This is a genomic window from Halopenitus sp. H-Gu1 (assembly GCF_041821145.1).
GTDB lineage: Archaea > Halobacteriota > Halobacteria > Halobacteriales > Haloferacaceae > Halopenitus.
This window is the reverse complement of sequence record NZ_JBGUBC010000003.1, coordinates 65,503-82,215: the sequence shown is the minus strand read 5'-3', so window position 1 is coordinate 82,215 and position 16,713 is coordinate 65,503. Positions and strand designations below refer to the sequence as shown.

Sequence of the window (16,713 nt, the reverse complement as noted above, 5' to 3'; positions counted from 1 at the left end):
CAACCACGACGAGGAGACGCAAAAATCCAGGGGCGAAACCGGAACCGGACAGCGGGGCGCTCGTGACACGGTCACACGCGGGAACGTCTCAGAAGACCCGGCGGAGTTCCTCATACCGCGGTCTCGATCGGAGATCTCACGAGAGGATGTCCGCCGCGGTGGCCGCGAACCGATCCGGCGGGAGATCACGAAGCCGGTCGTCGCCGATCTTCAGCCGCAGGCGTGGGCGTCCGACGTCGATCGGGACCTTCTCCGTGTCGATCAGCCCGTGATCCTCGAGGCTGGTCTTCGTCCGCGAGAACGTCGCCTTGGAGGCGATCCCGACGTCCTCTCCCCACTTGGAGAGGTCATACAGGAGGACCTCGTTGCGCGCGGCCACGAGCAGGGCGATCGTCACGGCGTCAAGGACGCTCTCGTCGACGTCGCCGGACGCGACCGCCGAAAGAACCGCATCGAAGTCCTCCTGCATCTCGGTTCCGAGCGCCTCGGCCATCGTCTCGCGAACCCGGCCGATCGCGGGCGTCCGGATCCGATAGGCCGGTGCATCCTCGAACCGATCCCAGTAACTCGAGGCGACCGCATCGACGAACTCCGCCTCGTCGGTCGACAGCGCGGCGATCCGATCGTCGGTGCCGACGATCGCGAGAACCCGGTTCTCGGAGACGAAAAGGGAGTTTTCGACGGGCGCCTCGAGCGTCCGGATCGAAAGCGCCTCCCGATCCAGGAGTTCCGCGATCGTTGATGCGACCGGGAACGTCTCCAGGGCCTCCTTGAGCACGTCCTCGTCCGCAAGGACCAACAACCGGGGAGTGTCTTCCCAGTCGACATCGGCGTCGGCGATCGAGACGATCGTGTCCACTGATGGGTCCACGACGACCAGTTCGTCCGCCGAGGAGAACGCCGAAGAGAGGATCCCCTCGAGATCGGATTCCAGTAGACTCGATGCCATTAGTGTTGTAGTATGATCGGCTCGTTGTTACTTAATCTTATCGGCGAGCGACGTATATCATCTCGATATTCGGTGAAAAAACCGTACTCACGTTTACCGAACCGTCACGACGGAACCCGAAGGATCGATCGGCGGTAGCTCCCGAAGAGTTCGTGGGTCGGCGGCAGCGTGGTCGTCAGTGACAAGCGTGGAGCGGTGCGAGCGAACCGGGACGATCGAGAGGATCGGACGGACAGGCTTATTGTCGCGTCTCCCACGGGATTCAATATGGAGTACGACCAGGTTCGAACGGTCGACCCGGCGGTCGCGGACGCGCTCTCGGGCGAACTCGACCGACAGGAGCGAACCCTCGCGATGATCGCGAGCGAGAATCACGCCAGCAAAGCCGTTCTGGAGGCACAGGGAAGCGTGCTCACGAACAAGTACGCGGAAGGGTATCCGGAATCGCGATATTACGCCGGCTGTGAGTACGCCGACGACGTCGAACAACTGGCGATCGATCGGGCAAAGGAGCTGTGGGGTGCAGACCACGTCAACGTGCAACCCCACTCGGGAACGCAGGCGAATCAGGCCGTCTACTTTGCGATGTTGGAACCCGGAGATCGGATCCTCTCGTTGGATCTCACACACGGCGGCCACCTCTCGCACGGCCATCCGGCGAACTTCGTGGGGCAGCTCTACGACGTCGAACAGTACGAGATCGACCCTGAGACGGGGTACATCGACTACGAGGCGCTTTCCGAGTTGGCCGAATCGTTCGAGCCCGACATCATCGTCTCCGGCTACTCCGCGTATCCGCGAGAGGTCGAGTGGGAACGCATCCAGGCGGCCGCCGACGCGGTCGATGCCTACCATCTCGCCGATATGGCCCACATCACGGGACTCGTGGCGGCGGACGTCCACTCCTCGCCGGTCGGGACTGCCGATTTCGTAACCGGTTCGACCCACAAGACGATCCGGGCCGGTCGCGGGGGGATCGTGATGTGCGACGAGCAGTACGCCGATGCGATCGACAAGGCGGTCTTCCCGGGCGGCCAGGGCGGCCCGCTCATGCACAACATCGCCGGCAAGGCGGTTGGCTTCAAAGAGGCCCTCCAGCCGGAATTCGAGACGTACGCCGAGCAGGTCGTCGAGAACGCGCGAGCCCTCGGCGACCGGCTGACCGATCACGGCCTCTCGCTCGTCTCGGGCGGGACCGACACCCATCTCGTGCTCGTGGATCTCCGTGAGTCGCACCCCGATCTCACCGGCGGTGAGGCCGAGGACGCGCTCGCGGCCGCAAACATCGTGCTCAACGCGAACACCGTGCCCGGCGAGACCCGATCGGCGTTCAATCCCTCGGGGATCCGCGCCGGCACCGCCGCGCTCACGACCCGCGGGTTCGGCACCGAGGAGATCCGCGAAGTCGCAGACCTCATCCATCGCGTCGTCGACAGTCACGACTCCGACGACGTGATCTACGAGGTCGGCGAACGCGTGAACGAACTCTGTGCGGCACATCCGCTTTACCAATAGCCTGAGTGCCGATCAGCCCGAAGGGAGAGGCTCCTCGCATCGGCTTCCGATCGATCGTGGTGACGGAGCCGTTCCCCTGATTCCTCGATCAGAAGGGGGACGATCCACGATCCGGCCGAACCCACCACGAACGTGCATATTCCTCGTTCCTGCGAGTACATCATGACCACGATCCCGTATCCTTTTACCGGCGCGCTCGACAGTACGGGTATGACCGAGGTCATCGACGGGAACGCCGTCGCCGCCGACATTCGCGACGGGATCGCAGACCGCGTCGAGACGCTGGCGGACGCGGGCGTCAAACCCGGACTCGCGACCGTGTTGATGAGCGAGGATCCGGCGAGTGAGACGTACGTCTCGATGAAACAGCGCGACTGCGAGGAGGTCGACATGAAGGGCATCCACGTCGAATTGGATCCGGAGGCCCCCGCATCGGAGCTGTACGAGACGATCGACGAGTTGAACGACGACGACGGCGTCCACGGAATCTTAGTGCAGCTTCCGCTCCCCGATCACGTCGACGAGCGGGAGGTATTGCGCCGGATCCGCCCGGAAAAGGACGTCGATGGGTTCCATCCCGAAAACGTCGGCCGGCTCGTGGCCGGCAACGCCCGGTTTAAGCCCTGCACCCCACACGGAATCCAGCGGCTGTTCGCGGCCCACGATATCGAGACGGAGGGTGCCGATGCGGTCGTAGTCGGTCGGTCGGACATCGTCGGCAAGCCGATGGCGAACCTGTTGATCCAGAAGGCTCCCCAGGGGAACGCCACGGTGACGGTCTGTCACTCCCGAACTGACGATCTGGCGGCACGAACCCGCCAGGCCGACATCGTGATCGCCGCAGCCGGCATGCCGGAGTTCATCGACGGCTCGATGCTCCAGGAGGGCGCAACCGTGATCGACGTCGGGATCAATCGTGTCGAAAGCGAGGACGGATCAGGCACGGAGCTCGTCGGCGACGTCGAGTACGACTCCGCCGTCGAGGTTGCCGGCGCGATCACGCCGGTTCCCGGTGGCGTCGGTCCGATGACCCGCGCAATGCTTCTGTATAACACGCTGAAGGCGGCGAGCCTGCAGACCGGCGTCGATATCGATCTCCCCTGAGACGGGTCCACTCCGCGCTCGTGGGCGTGTTGATGACGAGACACGCGGATTCCACGGACGTCTGTTCAGTGAGGAGAATACCGGGTCGGGAGACGATTACTGGGTCGAGCCGCTCACCCGTTCGCGTGCGCTTGAGAGGGCCGTCGCATCCCCTTCACGGAGATATCGACCCAGATCGTTTGCCGCACGCACGAGGGTCTCGATCGCATCGGGGTCGACGTCACCGTGAAGCGACTCGACGCGTCTGATGCGGTCGCGAAGTGACTCGAGGACGTCTCGGGCAGCCTCAAGGTCGACGTCCGGACCGGAGTCGTCCGCGGTGTCGGCCCCCATGTCGTCGAGATACCTCGTCAGGTCCTCGCGATAGGCATCGATCGCGTTCGCGTAGGCGAGTCCGCGGGCCGCACGGAGCCGGTCGGGGACGGTTCCCGGTGCCGGCCGTTCGCCGTCGTCGGCGCCGTCGAGCAACCGGAGGAGGTACTCGCGATCGTGGTCGGTCGGGTCGGCGAGCCGCCCGTAAACGTCGAGCGCCTGGAGCAACTCGCGGGCGGCCAGAGCGACGTCGTCGAGGGGCAACAGCTCGCCGCCGCGGATGAATCCGCGGCGGTGGACGTACGCGCGCAGGTCCGCCTCGAGGTCCGCGTGACCGTCCTCGGGGAGGGTGCCGGCCGCCTCGCCGAACCGGAGCCGATGCTCGGACAGATCGAGTTCCACCGGCGAATCGGTGTGGCGGCGGCGCTCATCGACGCCGACGCTCCGCATACTCCCGCAGTCCGGACAGGTGATCGACCCGGTCTCATAATAGGACCACCGGGTGTCACACTCGGTGCACTCGCGTTCACCACGGACTTTCATCGATCGCGTATCGTGGCGGGATGCGTAAATGGTTGGTCACCGAAGGCGGTGAGCGTCGGCTATGCAAAGCTGTCGACGTACTCGGCCGCGTAGCCGAACTCGTGTTCGTAGCCGTACGCCGAGAGCAACACGGGGTAAAAGGGCGTCTCGGCGATGAGGGGCTCGCCGTCGGCGGCGGCAAACCGTTCTCCGACCTCGACGCGTTCGAAGTTGTGGACGAACACCTCGTATTCGGTGGCCGACGGCTTCGGGATCCGCTCGGACAGTCGAAAGACGTCAACGTCGCCACGGCCGCCCGCATCGACGACGCTTTCGGAACCCGGTGCCGAAAGCGCTCCCGTCGCCGCCAGGAACGCACGCACGAGCCAGTAGGCGTTGTCGGCGGCCTCCTCGGACCCCTGCAGACCACACTCCACTTCGATCGTGTGGGGGTCCTCGATGAGTCGCCCCTCGGTGAACGCGTCGGTCTGGACGACCGCCTCGACCGGCAGATGAGGGGCCACGCCGCGGGCGACCTCGTCCATCGTATCGATGACCGCGAAGGGTTCAGCGTACGACTGCGTCGAGTGGAGCGCGAGGGTTGTACACCCGGTCAGCTCCGAGAGAAGCTGGTGGGCGAGCCGCCCCTCGTGGGTGTCCGCGTCCGGATCGCCCGGGAACGCCCGGTTGAGGTCCTCCTCGAGATATCGCTCGCCCGCTTCGAGTGCCTCCTCGTTGGCGACGATTAGCTTGATCGGCCGCTCGTAGGCCATCTCGTCGGCGATGAGACGATCGACGGCGCGGACACCGCACGGCTCATCGCCATGGATGGCCGCAACCACCGCGATCTCGGGTCGACCATCACCCAACTCGACGATTCGCATACTTTGAGTACCGGACGAGCGAATAAGTGGGGATCGGATCGCAAAAGAGGGCGAGTCGGGAACTCATGGACCGTTCTTAAGCGCCTCGACGTACTCGTAGTCGACCGGATACGCCTCCGGCCGTGCGTCGTCGATCGTGATGCGCCAGCCGTCGATGGCGGCCGGGTCCGCAAGCGCCGCATGGAGCGTACTGCGGACGTCCTCAAGGTCAACCCCGTAGAAGTCGTCCGGAACGCCGTGGAGATACTCCAGCGCGGTCTCAAAGAGGCTACACATTCCGTCGTCGTTGTTAAAATCGGCGTGCTTGTAGGCGCCCGCGGCGACCTGAACCATGCCGTGGAGGAAGGCCGATTCGACGGTTCCGGCCCCGTAGTTGTACCACTCGTCCTCGAAGCAATCGTGTGAGTCGTGGTACTCGCCGGCGTTGAAAAGTCGGATCCCGTGTTCGCTCGCGCGCCGAAGCGTCGCATGCTCCCAGATGCGGTCGTCGCGTCGCCACCCGGTCGGATCGCCGAGCGGCGGTGCGACTCCCGGATCACGGGTGTGTTCGTCCATGTGGATCGAACGGGCCCACGCGTCTAAACGGTATGGGAGAACTCCCGGCGGAGCCGACCACGGATCGATGCCAATGGGAGCACCGATCCGAGTCCCGATCTCCGGAATCGCACCGAATCACCGCCAGGGAAAACCGGAGGCTTAAACCTTGATCGGGATTATCTCCAGAATGCGTGCGAGGGTAGCCAAGCCCGGAAACGGCGGCGGACTCAAGATCCGCTCCTGTAGAGGTCCGTGGGTTCAAATCCCTCCCCTCGCATCGCCGGGGTCACACCCGTGATGCGGAAGACCGCTCTTGGAGCGCTCTTCCCTCGCAAAAATTCTCCACGGAAGTCACGTCCCGAGCACAGCAGCCGCGCTCGGGACGAACGGGAGATAGCGAATTCGAACGAACGCGAGCGTGGCGAACGGGAAAAAGCGAGCCGGGAAGAAGCGATCGAGTGATGAAGCGGTCGACGCCGACGAGCGGGACGCGTTACCGTCCGCCGTCAGTGTAGGCGCGGTCGGCGAGGACGGTTTCGGCGGTCGCGTTCGCCTCCGCTGGGTCCGGACGCGAGCCGGCGGAGATCTCGGCGGCGAGTTCACAGGCGAGTTCATAGACGGCACGGCCGTCAGCACGCTCGGCGACGCGTTCGAAGGTGTGGCGGTAGCCGGCGGCGCTTCGCTGTCCGATCTCTTCCAGGTTGGCGTCGATCGCGTACTCGATCTGTCTGACCGCTTCCTCGGGGCGCATACGAGGTATCAGGACCGACATCCATATAAAGGTACGCGAATTCGAAACTGAGTTAATTATTTTCGATCGAACGCGAGAGTCCGGATCGGTTATCCGGATCTCCCCGATCGATGCGTTAAGGGGCGCGGCCGATCCACTCCCCGGTATGACCGAACGCGCCGACCGGACGACGATCACGGAGCGCGCGGCCCGCGCCGGCGCCCGCGTGGCCCACAACCGCTTTCGAACCGGGATCGACGCCGAGACCAAATCCGGAAAGACCGACGTCGTCACGGCGGCCGACCACGCGGCCCAACGGGAGGCCATCGACGTGATTCGGAACGCGTTCCCCGACGATGCGATCGTTGGCGAAGAGAAGGACGAACTGAAAGCCGTTCCGGAGTCGGGGGCGGCCTGGATCATCGACCCGATCGACGGAACGAGCAACTACGTCCGAGAGAATCGGGTGTGGGGGACCGTCGTGGCGGCCGTCGAGGATGGCGATCCCATCGCGGCAACGACCGCGATGCCCGCACTCGAGGACACCTACATCGCCGACGAGGACGGTGCCACCCGGAACGGCGAGCCGATCGCAACGAGCGATGTCGACGATCCGGAGGCGGCGATCGTCGCCCCGGCGATGTGGTGGGCGATGGATCGGCGCGACGAGTACGCTCGCGCGTGCGAGGCGGTCGTCCGGCGCTTCGGCGACGCGAGACGCATCGGCTGCGCGCAGGCTCTACTCGCGTCGATCGCCGACGGCAGCCTCGAGGGCGCGATCACGAACGTCGAGACGAATCCGTGGGATACGGTCGCCGGGGTCACGTTGATCCGACGAGCGGGCGGCAGGGTCACCGATCTGGACGGGAACCGCTGGCGACACGACTCGGTCGGGCTCGTCGCCTCGAACGGCGAACTGCACGAGGAGTTGCTGGAGGCGGCAAACGAGATCGCGGACGCGTAGCTCCGGGAAGTGTGCTCGGCTCGCGGCGAAAAGACCCGTCGGTGACGAGTCAAACGATGCAAACGCGGGCGCCCGAAACCGCTTCCGAGCGAACGCGTCGAAAACTGCAAACCGTCAGCGTGACGCTGGCGTCTTTACGGGGAGGGGCTTAGCTACGAACGACGTTCGTCGCGCGCGGGCCCTTCGGAGCGTCCTCAATTTCGAACTCGACGTCCTGTCCCTCTTCGAGGTCGGGACCGCCGACGTCCTCCATGTGGAAGAACACGTCCTCATCCGCGTCGTCAGTCGTAATGAAACCGTAACCGCCAGTGTCGTTGAAGAAATCAACCGTACCTTTCGACATTGCAACCGAAAGGAGGTCCCCCTCACGGTTAACGCTTATGAGAGACGTGATACCGGGACCGCTACCGAGTACCGAGATCGGTGTTTTCGGGGTTCCGAGCGACCGACTCAACAGAATTCGCAGTTCGAATCGTTCTCATTCGATCGAGATGTCGGTTGGATCGTCGATATCCACACTACACGCCGAAGGTCGCACGCAGGACGTCGCGGGTTCCGGGGCCGAGTCCAACCGCGAGAACGGTCACCATCAGTAAGACGGTGTATCGTGGCGACTCCTCGAACATCTCCTCGTTGAACACCCACACGATGAACGTCGCGGCCGCCAGTTTCACCGGGAGGAAGGGCCAGGCGTCGCCGGTGACGGCGACGATCGATTCGGGAAGGTAGCGTCCGGTCCACCGAATGATCGCGGCGTTAACCACGTGTTTCGGGACGAGATTCGGGGAGCCGGTCAGCACCGGCATCCAATTCAACCCGATCACGTTCGCGGTACCGTCGATCGCGTGTCCCCAGATGACGACGAGTCCGATATAGCCGGTTCCATCGTTGATAGAGGGTTTGAAACGCCCGATGAGCCACCAGGTGATGGCCGTCGTTCCGGTCGCGATCGCGAGGGTCACCGTCACCACGGAGGCATGAAACGTCACGAACTCGGTCGTGACAGCGAGGACGGCGAGATACCCGATCGCGGCCATGACCGCGATCGTCCCCATTGCAAAAAGCGGCCTCGCATAATCGTTCATGAGGCCCCGGTCGGCAAGCGCGTACGCTACGATCACACACACGAGCGTTACGAGAAAGACGGTTACATAGATGAACGGACTGATCAACAGCGCGGTCCAGGGGGCCGGAACCAGGTGTTCGCCGCCGGCCGCGAGGGCGGCGACGCCGGCATCCTCGATCGTTCGAAGGGCGCCACCAAAGAGGACGAACGGGAACAACGCGAAGAAGAACCGCTTCTCCTCGCCGATTCCCAGCCGACGAAGCAGGAACAAGACGCCGAGGAGCGCGATCAGCAAGATGACGATATAGGAGATCGTGGAGACCGTGGTGTAGCCGGGGGAGGCGACGACGGCGTTCGCGGAGGCGGCCGCATCGCTGCACGCGGCCGTGCTGTCGAGGTACTCGACGCCGCCATCCGGGTACCGAACGGCACATTGGGCGCCCTCCCCGTCGGCAGCGACCGGTCCCCAGAAGTATCGCCAGAGGAACCGGTCGTAGACGTAGCGGGGGAACAGGAGCGCCCCGCCGGCAAAGCCGACCACCAGGGCGAGGACCGTCGCGACCCACGCCGCCTCCGGTGACGACTCGATGCGTTCGGAGATCGAGAGACTCATTGGTGAAGTTGGGATGACCGGCGGGTTTAGCTTCTGCGGTACGGTCGCCGCTCCGCCACGATCGACCGACTATCGGAGTCCGCCCGCACCGATCCGGACTCAGTAGTTAGCCAGAGGATCCTCGAGGTCGATCTCGCCCGCGTCGAGTTCTGCCTCGATCTCCCGGACGGCGGTCACCATGTTCTCGGTCTTTCCGTAGGCGATCTCGCGGGGCAACAGCTTGAGCCCGCAATCGGGCGAGATGGTGAGCTTCTCGGGCGGCACGATCTTCAGCCCCTGGAGAACGTTCCGTTTTATTTCCGCGACCGACTCGACCTCCGCCGTGTGGGCGTCGACGACGCCGAGGGCCAGATCCGGTTCGAATTCGGGGTCGGTGAATACATCGACCTGTTCATAATCGCCGTTACACAGTTCGACGTCGAACTCGTCGATCGGGAACTCGTTCAACTCGGGGTAGATCCGCGAGTAGTCGCCATAACAGACGTGAAGCCCGATCCGGACCTCCTCGGGGATCCCGGCGGTGATCCGCTCGAGCGCCTCCGCGACGATAGCATGGTCCTCGGGAGTGGTCGCAAGCGCGGGTTCGTCGATCTGAATGTACCGTGCACCGGCATCGACTAGTCGCTCGATCTCCTCGTTGACGAGATCGGCGAGGTCATAGACCAGATCCTCGGTAGTCTCGTAGGCCTCGTTGAACGCCCAGAATCCGAGCGTGTACGGCCCCGTGATCGGGACCTTGACCGGCCGGCTCGCCACCTCGCTCGTGAACTCGAACTCATCGATGAGCCAGGGCTCGTCGTAGCTGACTTCCTCGACGACGGAGGGCTTATTGAAGTAATTGTGACCCCACACCTTCACCGGGCCGTTGAACTCGTAGCCGGGTATCCGGTGGGCGAAGAACTCGACCATCTCGTTGCGTCGCATCTCGCCATCGACGACCGTATCGAGGCCGGTCCGCTCGTGTTCGCAGGTGATGAGCCGGCAGGCGTCGTCGTGGGCCTCCGCGAGGTCATCCTCGTCGAACTTCGAGTCCGGATCGTCGACGAGTTCGTTGGTGCGGTTGAGCCACTTCGGTTTCGGATACGATCCGACCACGGTCGTCAACAGGAAGTGATCGTTCGGATGCGCCTCGGGACGGAACTGTTCGCGGTTGGCCTCGGGTATTCGAACCATTATGAAAGCACCTCCACGCCCGCAACGAGGGCGTTTAGCTTCGCTTTATACTTGTTCTCGGGGAGATAGAACAGCTCGGTGTTCGAAGTGACGTAGGTCGTCTCGAAGTCGTCGACCGGTACCTGCGATTCGAACCATTCGACGCGTTCGCCGATTGTCTCCGGCGTCTCGACGAGGGTATTCTGTCCGTCGACTACACCGAGGGCGATCGAATCCGTCGCACCGTACTCCTGAACATTATACACGGAGTCCTCGCGATCGGCGGCGACGAGATCGATCCCTACCGCGTCGATATCGGCATCGAGCAGGTGTGCGTACGGCTTCTCCGGGATCGCACCCCAGTAGGTGTGAACGACGACCTCGGCGTCGCTCGCATCGGCGACCGTATCGATCGCCGCGCTCGCTTGCGCGTCCTCGCCATCGCCCGGCGGGTTCTCCGCGAACGAGGGCTCAAGCAGGAAGAGCGTCTCGTGTTCGCCGAGCGCGTCGACCTCCTCGGCGAGAAACGTTGCGATCGTATCGAGGAATGCCTCCTCGTCGTGGGACGTCTCGTTCGTCGCCAGGTCGGCAAGCGAGTACGGTCCCGGAAGGACCGCCTGAATGTCAGAATCATCGGGAGCGTCCGCCGTCGCAGCGGCGAGATCGTCGGCGACGTCCCCGCTCGGGGACGGCTCCGTTCGAACCTGCGGATCCCGATAGAAGTTGTTGTTATCGTAATATCGGACGATGCCGCCGGTTTCAACACCGTCGGCGATCGTCAACGGATGGGCGATCATGTCGTCCCATCGCGATTGGCCCTCGACGATTCGGTCGAGTCCGGCGTCGACTTGGTCGTCGATCAGTTCGGAGCGAACCTCGTCGTAGGTCTCGACGATCTCGCGACCCTCCTCGCCGCTCAACAGGTCGCCCTTCTGGTGGCCCTTCAACTCCGAAAGCGTCTCCTTCGCCCAATCCGGGAGCGGAAACAGCCCCGGCGTGGTCGCGACTCGTTCAGTCATCGACGGAAGTTAGATATGCCGCAGTTTAATATTTACTAATGCAGATTATTTCTTCTAGTAATCTCAATCACAACGGAGACCCTCGGAGAATTTCGTTCAGAACAGTCGGAGGATCGAAAGCGTCTCGAAGGGATACGACTCCTCGCGAACGACCTCGTGATCGAAACCCGCCTCCTCCGCGCGCGAGAGCACGGCTTCGTAGCCGGCAAGCGAACTCACGAGCAACAGGACGAAGCCGCCCGACGTCAACACCCGACCCACGTCGTCGAGAAACGGATCGATGAGGGCTCGACCGGTCTCGCCACCGGAGAGGGCAGTTTCCATCCAGTCGTCCCATTCGTTTTCGGGATCGGTCGGAAGATACGGGGGGTTGAACAGGACCGTGTCGAACGATTCAGCCCGAAACGGGTCGAGAAGGTTCCCGCGGACGACTGAGAGTCCGCGCTCCCGCGCTTGTCGGCATGCGTGTGGATTGAGATCGCTTGCGACCACCTCGATGTTGGCCTCGGGATCCGCCCGTTCCGCGACTCGCTTTGCGACCCACCCGGATCCGGTACCAACCTCCAGCACCCGGCCGGTCGCCTCCTCGATCGCCGCCTCGGCGAGGAGTCCGGAGTCCTCGGCCGGCTGGTAGACGGTCGTCTCCGCCCCGCGCCGCTCCGCGAGATCGGTCATCCGGAACCTCCCGATCCGTTCCCGTCAGCCGATGACCGGGTGTTTCTCGGATTTTCGCTCCCATCGACGCTCGATTCCCCCGACGAATTCGGAGATCCCACGGTGACCGAGAGTTCCTCAGGACGCGAGCCATGCGTCCGCTGCGGGAAGGGGATCGTGATCCCCTCGTTCGAGAACGCCTCGTGTACCGCCGAGATGACCTTCGACTGCGTCCGCCACCGCTTTCTGGCGCTTGGCTGATCGATCCAAAAGCGGACGCCGAGTACGACCGAGGAGTCCCCGAACCGCTTGGCAACGACCTTCGGACGCGGCGCAGTCCTCACGTCATCGATCGCCGCCGTCGCCTTTCGAGCGACATCGGCGGCGTGGTCAGGGTCGTCGGCGTAATCGATGCCGACCTCGACCTCGATCCGTAGACGCCCCTTTCGGGACCGATCGACGATCACGTCGTTTCCGATGCGATCGTTCGGGATGGTGACTTGTTCCCCGTCGAACGTCTGGAGTCGAGTGTGAAAGATCGTGATCTCGGTGACGGTCCCCTCGTAGTCGCCGAACTGGACCCAATCACCGATCGCGAAGGGTTGTGAGATCATCAGGACGACTCCGGCGAGCACCGACCCGAGAGTCTGACGTGCCGCCATGCCGACGACGATGCCGAGGAACCCCGCGCCGACGAGGAGGTTTCCGAGGTTGTCGGTGAATAGCCCGATGACCACGAGCGCCGCCAGCGAGTAGATCGAGAGCTGTGTCAACCGGTAGATCACCTGTTTTTGGTGGGAGGTGATCGTCTTGCCGGTGGAGACTACCTCCCCGATGATCTGTCCGAGGAAGTCCGTGATCGCGTAGGCTCCGCCGAGAACGATGACGGCGAGGACGATGTTTGGAACTTGCGAACCAAGTTCGAGACGGCCGTACGCCGCCAGTAGCTGGTCGCCGAGTCCCCACAATCCGATCAATCCGAGAACGCCGACGGCCGTGGTCGCTGCCATCACCGTCGACAGCGCGAGGCGTTTGACGGTTCCGAGATCCGGCCCTTTCGAGACGCGGTATCGACGGACGAGATGGCGAACGAGGAAGACGAACAGGACGATGGCGAGGCTCGCCCCGAGCCGTTCCATCATCCCCAGCGCCACCTGCCCGTTCCCGGGCCAGACCGATTCCATCGCCGTCATCGATCGATCACCGCACCGGGGTGTCCCCCCGCTAGCCACGAGTTCAAGCGTCCGTTCACAACGATCGTGTCCTCTCGTGGGGTGGTTCGCCGTGATCGGTTAAGAACGTTCATTTTCGGGTTCGGATTCGAAGACGCATTCCCGGTCGTGCTTTGATCAGGGATCGTGGGGCTCCCCGCGTTCGTACGCGATCGTGGCAAGTTCGGCGAATGCGGACGGTTCGAGGGTTCCCGGACGCCGTCGGAGGACATCCTCGTCGATCGCCTCGACGACCGCCTCCGGCTCGGCCAGACCGGAAATGTGCCCTGTGTTTCGGATCGCGTTTCGAAGCGTCTTGCGCCGCTGAGTGAACAGCGCCTTGACGAACCGCAAGAAGAACGCCTCGTCGGGCACCTCGTAGTCGGGGTCACGGGGTGTACATCGAACGATCGCACTCCGGACGGCCGGCTTCGGCTCGAAGGCTTCACGGGGGACGTGCTCGACCAACTCGACGTCCGCGTAGTGACGCGCGGAGACCGACAGCCGGCCGTACTCGCTGGTTCCGGCTTCCGCGACCATTCGTTCCGCGAACTCCGCCTGGAACATCAACACGAGCGGTCGCTTCTCGGGCAGCAGTCGAAAGACTATCTCCGAGGAGATTCCGTACGGGAGATTCGAGACACAGGCGGTAAACTCCGGGAGTTCCACCTCGAGTGCGTCCCCGTGGATCACATCGAGTCGGTCGGCTCGAACCGCGTCGTCGAACTCCTCGCGAATGAACGCCGCGTAGCCATCGTGTCGTTCGATCACGGACAGACGACCGTCGTCAGGGAGCGTCCCGAGGAGGCGGTCGGTGAGCGCGCCGGCCCCGCCGCCGATCTCGAGAAGTCGGGAGCGATCCGCGTCGGCCGGAAGATACGTCGGGATCCGATCGAGAACGCGATCGTCGACGAGGAAATGCTGGTCCTGATCGGGATCGACGCGGAGGCCGGCCCGCCGGATCAGTCCATCCGGATCGCGTTCGCCCGCGACGGGAGCGCTCCCGCCGTCCGCACGAGGAGATGGCTCGGTCATTATCCACAGTAACGGTGGCATTCCGGTAAACGTCCCGCTTCGCGTCGAAGGCGCGGAGACGCCGCGTCCTCACCCGTCGTCGCGGTCGTCCACATTCACCGTCGCGGTCGCCTCACTCGTCGTTACGATCGACGAACACCCGGTATTTGAGGTCCTCCTCGCGGATCTCCTCGATGATCCGTTCGACGAGAACCTCCTTTGGACGGTGCAGTCCCGAGATCCGATCGGAGACGTCCTCGAAGCTCTCGAAGGGGCCACGCTTTCGCTCGTCGAGGATCGTGTTCCGCAGCTTCTTGCCGATCCCGGGAAGCAGATTGAGTCGGTGAAGCCGGAGCGTGATCGGCTCGGCCTCGTTGTAGAAGTCGACGAACCGCTGCTCGTTCTCCTCGACGATCCGTTCGACGGCGTACTCGATCTCGGCAGCCGCGTTGTGGGTCAACTCGTCGAAATCGACCTCGCGGTATCGTGAGACCACCTCGTCGTCGGTCGGCTCCAGGGCGATCCGGTCACCGACAGAGAGGTCGGCCTCCTCGGTCAGGGTGAGCTCGAAGAGCCGGAAGTCCGACTCCCCCAGCGCGTAGGCGATCGGCGACTTCTGGTACTGGGGCCGCTCGTCGCCCGGCCGGCCGGTGGGCAACACGTCGATCGCCACCGCGAACTTCCGATCGTCCTCGGTGGACTCGAACGCGGAGTCGGCAGCCGAGCCGGAATCGGAGTCGGCCTCGCCATCCGAACGGGCATCGGTTCCACCGTCCGGCAGGGCGCGCGAGCGCTGAGGGTCGTTCATACCCATGTCTATGGGGAGGTGATACTTAAAAATCGTCCGCCGTGAGGCGGTCGATTCGACGTTCGGACCCGATGGACGTGATGCGATCGGTCCACGAGCGACGGGCGGCCGAGGGTCGACTCGCGAGGCGGCTACACGTACTTCGCGAGGACGTTCAGTATCCCGTCCAGCTGGTCGCCATCGAGCGAGTATCGCTCGTGGGCGAACACCGATCGGAGCTCAGTCCTGTCGTCCGGCAGCAAGTCGGCGATCTTGATCGCGGCCCGCTCGTCGACGTACTCGAGTTCGAGCAGTTCCTCGACGAGTTCGCGGGACTCCTCGCCTTCGAGCGTGGCGAACCGGTTGACGTGTTCGATCGCGCGGGCGAGTTCGTACCGGAGATCGCGGTCCTCGGCGGCGGCGCGCTCCGCCTCGATGTCGGCGAGGACCTCCTTCGCCTCGGCGACCGTGATGTTCTCCTCCTCGAGCTTCTCCTTGAAGATAGTCATCTCGCGTGAACTCCCGGATCAGCTCTGTGCGCGCATGTGGGCGGCCGAGACGAGGAGCGTCTTCCGTTTGCCGCCGTCGTTGATCTCGACTTTGAATACGGACCCCTGTTTCCCGATGACCGTTCCGGTGTGGCCGTCGAATCGGGGATGGAAGCGTCCCTTCTGGACGCTCGGGTCGATCTTGAGGTGGACCTTCTGGCCCTCCTCGTACTCCTGAATCGCTCGCTGTGGCGGAGAAGCGCCGCGCTCGCGCGGCGCGTTCGAAAGCTTGTTGCGCGTCGCCTTTTTGGGCCCGTTGGAACTCGGCATGGTCGTGGGTCAAGTACCGTCGGCGCAGTTATAAATGGTGCGTTACGGACCGCGAACGTGACCGACTCACAGACGCCGATCCGCCGGAGAACCGCGAACGCGATCACGATCGAAACTCGCATGTCACGATCGGATCGTCAGTCCGTGGGCCACTCTATCAGTCCGTGGGCCACTCCATCGGAACCGATGGTCGACGTCCCTCAAGCACCGCAAATCGCTCGTCTCGACGCACCTCAAGCCAGGCGAGCAGGCGTTCGGCCCACCGGAGTTTCCGCATCTTCATCGGGTCGACCGTCGGATCGTCGAAGTCCCAGCCGACGAACACGAGTTCCGCAGCATCGAAGTGATCGGCAAGAAACGCCGCCCGATCGCCATCCGTGAAGCCGCCGAACCCATACACGTTCCCACGCGGACGGGCCTGCGTGGTCGCGAGGACGTGCTCGTCGGCGAACCGCGGCAGCCACTCGCGGACGGCCGGCACGTTGTCGCCGTGTGCGTGTGCGACCACGGGGACGCCGGACTCACTGAGACGACGGCCCGTCTCGGGGTTTTTGTCGAGATCAGTGATCATCGCGTCGAGTTCGACGCCGGCATCAAGGAGGACGTCGGCCGCCGTGGAGGCGGCGAGGACCGCGTCCGCTCCGTGCGCACGTTCGACCGCGGATGCGTTCTCGATCGATGGTCCTGCGCCGGCGATCGCCACCGTCGATCCCTCGAACCCGTCGAACCGACCGGGATCGAACGGCGTCGCGAATGCGTTTGCGACGTCGCGGGCGTGCTCGTCGTCCGCCCGATCGAAGCCGAAGTCCGCAAGAACCGCCTCATAGACCGGCTCCCACGTCTCGAAGTTCACCATCGCGCA

General features: G+C 63.9%; 19 protein-coding genes and 1 tRNA gene. 4 read left to right on the top strand and 16 right to left on the bottom strand.

Annotated features, from left to right (window positions below):
• Positions 1-136 precede the first annotated feature (136 nt).
• Entirely contained in the window at positions 137-949 is an 813-nt protein-coding gene (gene tbsP / locus ACERIT_RS03610) for a transcriptional regulator TbsP (protein ID WP_373673458.1), read from the bottom strand.
• A 267-nt stretch (positions 950-1,216) separates the two neighbouring features.
• Between tbsP and glyA the strand changes: the two genes are divergently transcribed.
• Entirely contained in the window at positions 1,217-2,464 is a 1,248-nt protein-coding gene (gene glyA, locus ACERIT_RS03605) for a serine hydroxymethyltransferase (protein ID WP_373673457.1), read from the top strand.
• Between the two features lie 210 nt (positions 2,465-2,674).
• Positions 2,675-3,568 carry a bifunctional methylenetetrahydrofolate dehydrogenase/methenyltetrahydrofolate cyclohydrolase gene (locus tag ACERIT_RS03600; protein WP_373673456.1) on the top strand — a complete coding sequence of 298 codons (894 nt, stop codon included), beginning with the start codon at positions 2,675-2,677 and terminating at the stop codon, positions 3,566-3,568.
• Positions 3,569-3,664: 96 nt separating this feature from the next.
• Here ACERIT_RS03600 and ACERIT_RS03595 read toward each other — a convergent pair whose 3' ends face one another.
• The 3 genes from ACERIT_RS03595 to ACERIT_RS03585 all read right to left on the bottom strand — a co-directional run bounded on the left by ACERIT_RS03595 (position 3,665) and on the right by ACERIT_RS03585 (position 5,841).
• A complete protein-coding gene (locus ACERIT_RS03595) occupies positions 3,665-4,423 on the bottom strand; it encodes a hypothetical protein (protein ID WP_373673455.1) in 759 nt (252 codons plus the stop codon).
• Positions 4,424-4,482: 59 nt separating this feature from the next.
• Entirely contained in the window at positions 4,483-5,286 is an 804-nt protein-coding gene (locus ACERIT_RS03590) for a succinylglutamate desuccinylase/aspartoacylase family protein (RefSeq protein WP_373673454.1), read from the bottom strand.
• Positions 5,287-5,349: 63 nt separating this feature from the next.
• On the bottom strand, positions 5,350-5,841 hold the full coding sequence (locus ACERIT_RS03585) for a DUF309 domain-containing protein (RefSeq protein ID WP_373673453.1): 492 nt from the start codon (positions 5,839-5,841) through the stop codon (positions 5,350-5,352).
• Positions 5,842-6,016: 175 nt separating this feature from the next.
• Between ACERIT_RS03585 and ACERIT_RS03580 the strand changes: the two genes are divergently transcribed.
• A tRNA-Leu gene (locus ACERIT_RS03580) sits at positions 6,017-6,100 on the top strand.
• A gap of 216 nt (positions 6,101-6,316) precedes the next feature.
• Here ACERIT_RS03580 and ACERIT_RS03575 read toward each other — a convergent pair.
• On the bottom strand, positions 6,317-6,574 hold the full coding sequence (locus ACERIT_RS03575) for a hypothetical protein (RefSeq protein WP_373673452.1): 258 nt from the start codon (positions 6,572-6,574) through the stop codon (positions 6,317-6,319).
• Positions 6,575-6,719: 145 nt separating this feature from the next.
• Here ACERIT_RS03575 and ACERIT_RS03570 point away from each other — a divergent pair, with 145 nt between their 5' ends.
• Positions 6,720-7,517, top strand: a complete 798-nt coding sequence (locus tag ACERIT_RS03570) for an inositol monophosphatase (protein WP_373673451.1) — start codon at positions 6,720-6,722, stop codon at positions 7,515-7,517.
• Between the two features lie 148 nt (positions 7,518-7,665).
• On the opposite strand, the gene ACERIT_RS03565 is transcribed toward ACERIT_RS03570, so the two are convergent.
• The 11 genes from ACERIT_RS03565 to ACERIT_RS03515 all read right to left on the bottom strand — a co-directional run bounded on the left by ACERIT_RS03565 (position 7,666) and on the right by ACERIT_RS03515 (position 16,704).
• On the bottom strand, positions 7,666-7,860 hold the full coding sequence (locus ACERIT_RS03565) for a cold-shock protein (RefSeq protein WP_373673449.1): 195 nt from the start codon (positions 7,858-7,860) through the stop codon (positions 7,666-7,668).
• A 175-nt stretch (positions 7,861-8,035) separates the two neighbouring features.
• A complete protein-coding gene (locus tag ACERIT_RS03560; RefSeq protein WP_373673447.1) occupies positions 8,036-9,196 on the bottom strand; it encodes a DUF63 family protein in 1,161 nt (386 codons plus the stop codon).
• Positions 9,197-9,295: 99 nt separating this feature from the next.
• Positions 9,296-10,369 (bottom strand): methionine synthase, encoded by a 1,074-nt coding sequence (locus ACERIT_RS03555; RefSeq protein WP_373673446.1) that lies wholly within the window; start codon positions 10,367-10,369, stop codon positions 9,296-9,298.
• Positions 10,369-11,367 carry a 5-methyltetrahydropteroyltriglutamate--homocysteine methyltransferase gene (locus ACERIT_RS03550; protein ID WP_373673445.1) on the bottom strand — a complete coding sequence of 333 codons (999 nt, stop codon included), beginning with the start codon at positions 11,365-11,367 and terminating at the stop codon, positions 10,369-10,371. Before ACERIT_RS03550 ends, ACERIT_RS03555 begins: the two co-directional genes overlap by 1 nt.
• Positions 11,368-11,463: 96 nt before the next feature.
• Positions 11,464-12,042 carry a HemK2/MTQ2 family protein methyltransferase gene (locus ACERIT_RS03545; RefSeq protein ID WP_373673443.1) on the bottom strand — a complete coding sequence of 193 codons (579 nt, stop codon included), beginning with the start codon at positions 12,040-12,042 and terminating at the stop codon, positions 11,464-11,466.
• Positions 12,039-13,214 (bottom strand): mechanosensitive ion channel family protein, encoded by a 1,176-nt coding sequence (locus ACERIT_RS03540; RefSeq protein WP_373673442.1) that lies wholly within the window; start codon positions 13,212-13,214, stop codon positions 12,039-12,041. Before ACERIT_RS03540 ends, ACERIT_RS03545 begins: the two co-directional genes overlap by 4 nt.
• A 156-nt stretch (positions 13,215-13,370) precedes the next feature.
• Complete coding sequence (locus tag ACERIT_RS03535; protein ID WP_373673441.1) at positions 13,371-14,267, bottom strand: 16S ribosomal RNA methyltransferase A; 897 nt, start codon at positions 14,265-14,267, stop codon at positions 13,371-13,373.
• 112 nt (positions 14,268-14,379) lie between these two features.
• Complete coding sequence (locus ACERIT_RS03530; RefSeq protein ID WP_373673440.1) at positions 14,380-15,054, bottom strand: DUF655 domain-containing protein; 675 nt, start codon at positions 15,052-15,054, stop codon at positions 14,380-14,382.
• A gap of 131 nt (positions 15,055-15,185) precedes the next feature.
• On the bottom strand, positions 15,186-15,542 hold the full coding sequence (locus ACERIT_RS03525; protein ID WP_373673439.1) for an RNA polymerase Rpb4 family protein: 357 nt from the start codon (positions 15,540-15,542) through the stop codon (positions 15,186-15,188).
• A gap of 18 nt (positions 15,543-15,560) precedes the next feature.
• On the bottom strand, positions 15,561-15,851 hold the full coding sequence (locus ACERIT_RS03520) for a 50S ribosomal protein L21e (RefSeq protein ID WP_373673438.1): 291 nt from the start codon (positions 15,849-15,851) through the stop codon (positions 15,561-15,563).
• 157 nt (positions 15,852-16,008) lie between these two features.
• Positions 16,009-16,704: a 6-hydroxymethylpterin diphosphokinase MptE-like protein gene (locus tag ACERIT_RS03515; RefSeq protein WP_373673437.1), complete on the bottom strand. Its 696-nt coding sequence runs from the start codon at positions 16,702-16,704 to the stop codon at positions 16,009-16,011.
• Positions 16,705-16,713 lie beyond the last annotated feature (9 nt).

Bases quoted from the DNA above. Each gene is read 5' to 3' on its own strand.
- ACERIT_RS03550 (WP_373673445.1), bottom strand. From the start codon at position 11,367: ATGACTGAACGAGTCGCGACCACGCCGGGGCTGTTTCCGCTCCCGGAT.
- ACERIT_RS03575 (WP_373673452.1), bottom strand. From the start codon at position 6,574: ATGCGCCCCGAGGAAGCGGTCAGACAGATCGAGTACGCGATCGACGCC.
- ACERIT_RS03595 (WP_373673455.1), bottom strand. From the start codon at position 4,423: ATGAAAGTCCGTGGTGAACGCGAGTGCACCGAGTGTGACACCCGGTGG.
- ACERIT_RS03585 (WP_373673453.1), bottom strand. From the start codon at position 5,841: ATGGACGAACACACCCGTGATCCGGGAGTCGCACCGCCGCTCGGCGAT.
- ACERIT_RS03600 (WP_373673456.1), top strand. From the start codon at position 2,675: ATGACCGAGGTCATCGACGGGAACGCCGTCGCCGCCGACATTCGCGAC.
- ACERIT_RS03555 (WP_373673446.1), bottom strand. From the start codon at position 10,369: ATGGTTCGAATACCCGAGGCCAACCGCGAACAGTTCCGTCCCGAGGCG.
- ACERIT_RS03535 (WP_373673441.1), bottom strand. From the start codon at position 14,267: ATGACCGAGCCATCTCCTCGTGCGGACGGCGGGAGCGCTCCCGTCGCG.
- ACERIT_RS03530 (WP_373673440.1), bottom strand. From the start codon at position 15,054: ATGAACGACCCTCAGCGCTCGCGCGCCCTGCCGGACGGTGGAACCGAT.
- glyA (WP_373673457.1), top strand. From the start codon at position 1,217: ATGGAGTACGACCAGGTTCGAACGGTCGACCCGGCGGTCGCGGACGCG.
- ACERIT_RS03540 (WP_373673442.1), bottom strand. From the start codon at position 13,214: ATGACGGCGATGGAATCGGTCTGGCCCGGGAACGGGCAGGTGGCGCTG.
- ACERIT_RS03560 (WP_373673447.1), bottom strand. From the start codon at position 9,196: ATGAGTCTCTCGATCTCCGAACGCATCGAGTCGTCACCGGAGGCGGCG.
- ACERIT_RS03520 (WP_373673438.1), bottom strand. From the start codon at position 15,851: ATGCCGAGTTCCAACGGGCCCAAAAAGGCGACGCGCAACAAGCTTTCG.
- ACERIT_RS03565 (WP_373673449.1), bottom strand. From the start codon at position 7,860: ATGTCGAAAGGTACGGTTGATTTCTTCAACGACACTGGCGGTTACGGT.
- ACERIT_RS03570 (WP_373673451.1), top strand. From the start codon at position 6,720: ATGACCGAACGCGCCGACCGGACGACGATCACGGAGCGCGCGGCCCGC.
- ACERIT_RS03545 (WP_373673443.1), bottom strand. From the start codon at position 12,042: ATGACCGATCTCGCGGAGCGGCGCGGGGCGGAGACGACCGTCTACCAG.
- tbsP (WP_373673458.1), bottom strand. From the start codon at position 949: ATGGCATCGAGTCTACTGGAATCCGATCTCGAGGGGATCCTCTCTTCG.
- ACERIT_RS03590 (WP_373673454.1), bottom strand. From the start codon at position 5,286: ATGCGAATCGTCGAGTTGGGTGATGGTCGACCCGAGATCGCGGTGGTT.
- ACERIT_RS03525 (WP_373673439.1), bottom strand. From the start codon at position 15,542: ATGACTATCTTCAAGGAGAAGCTCGAGGAGGAGAACATCACGGTCGCC.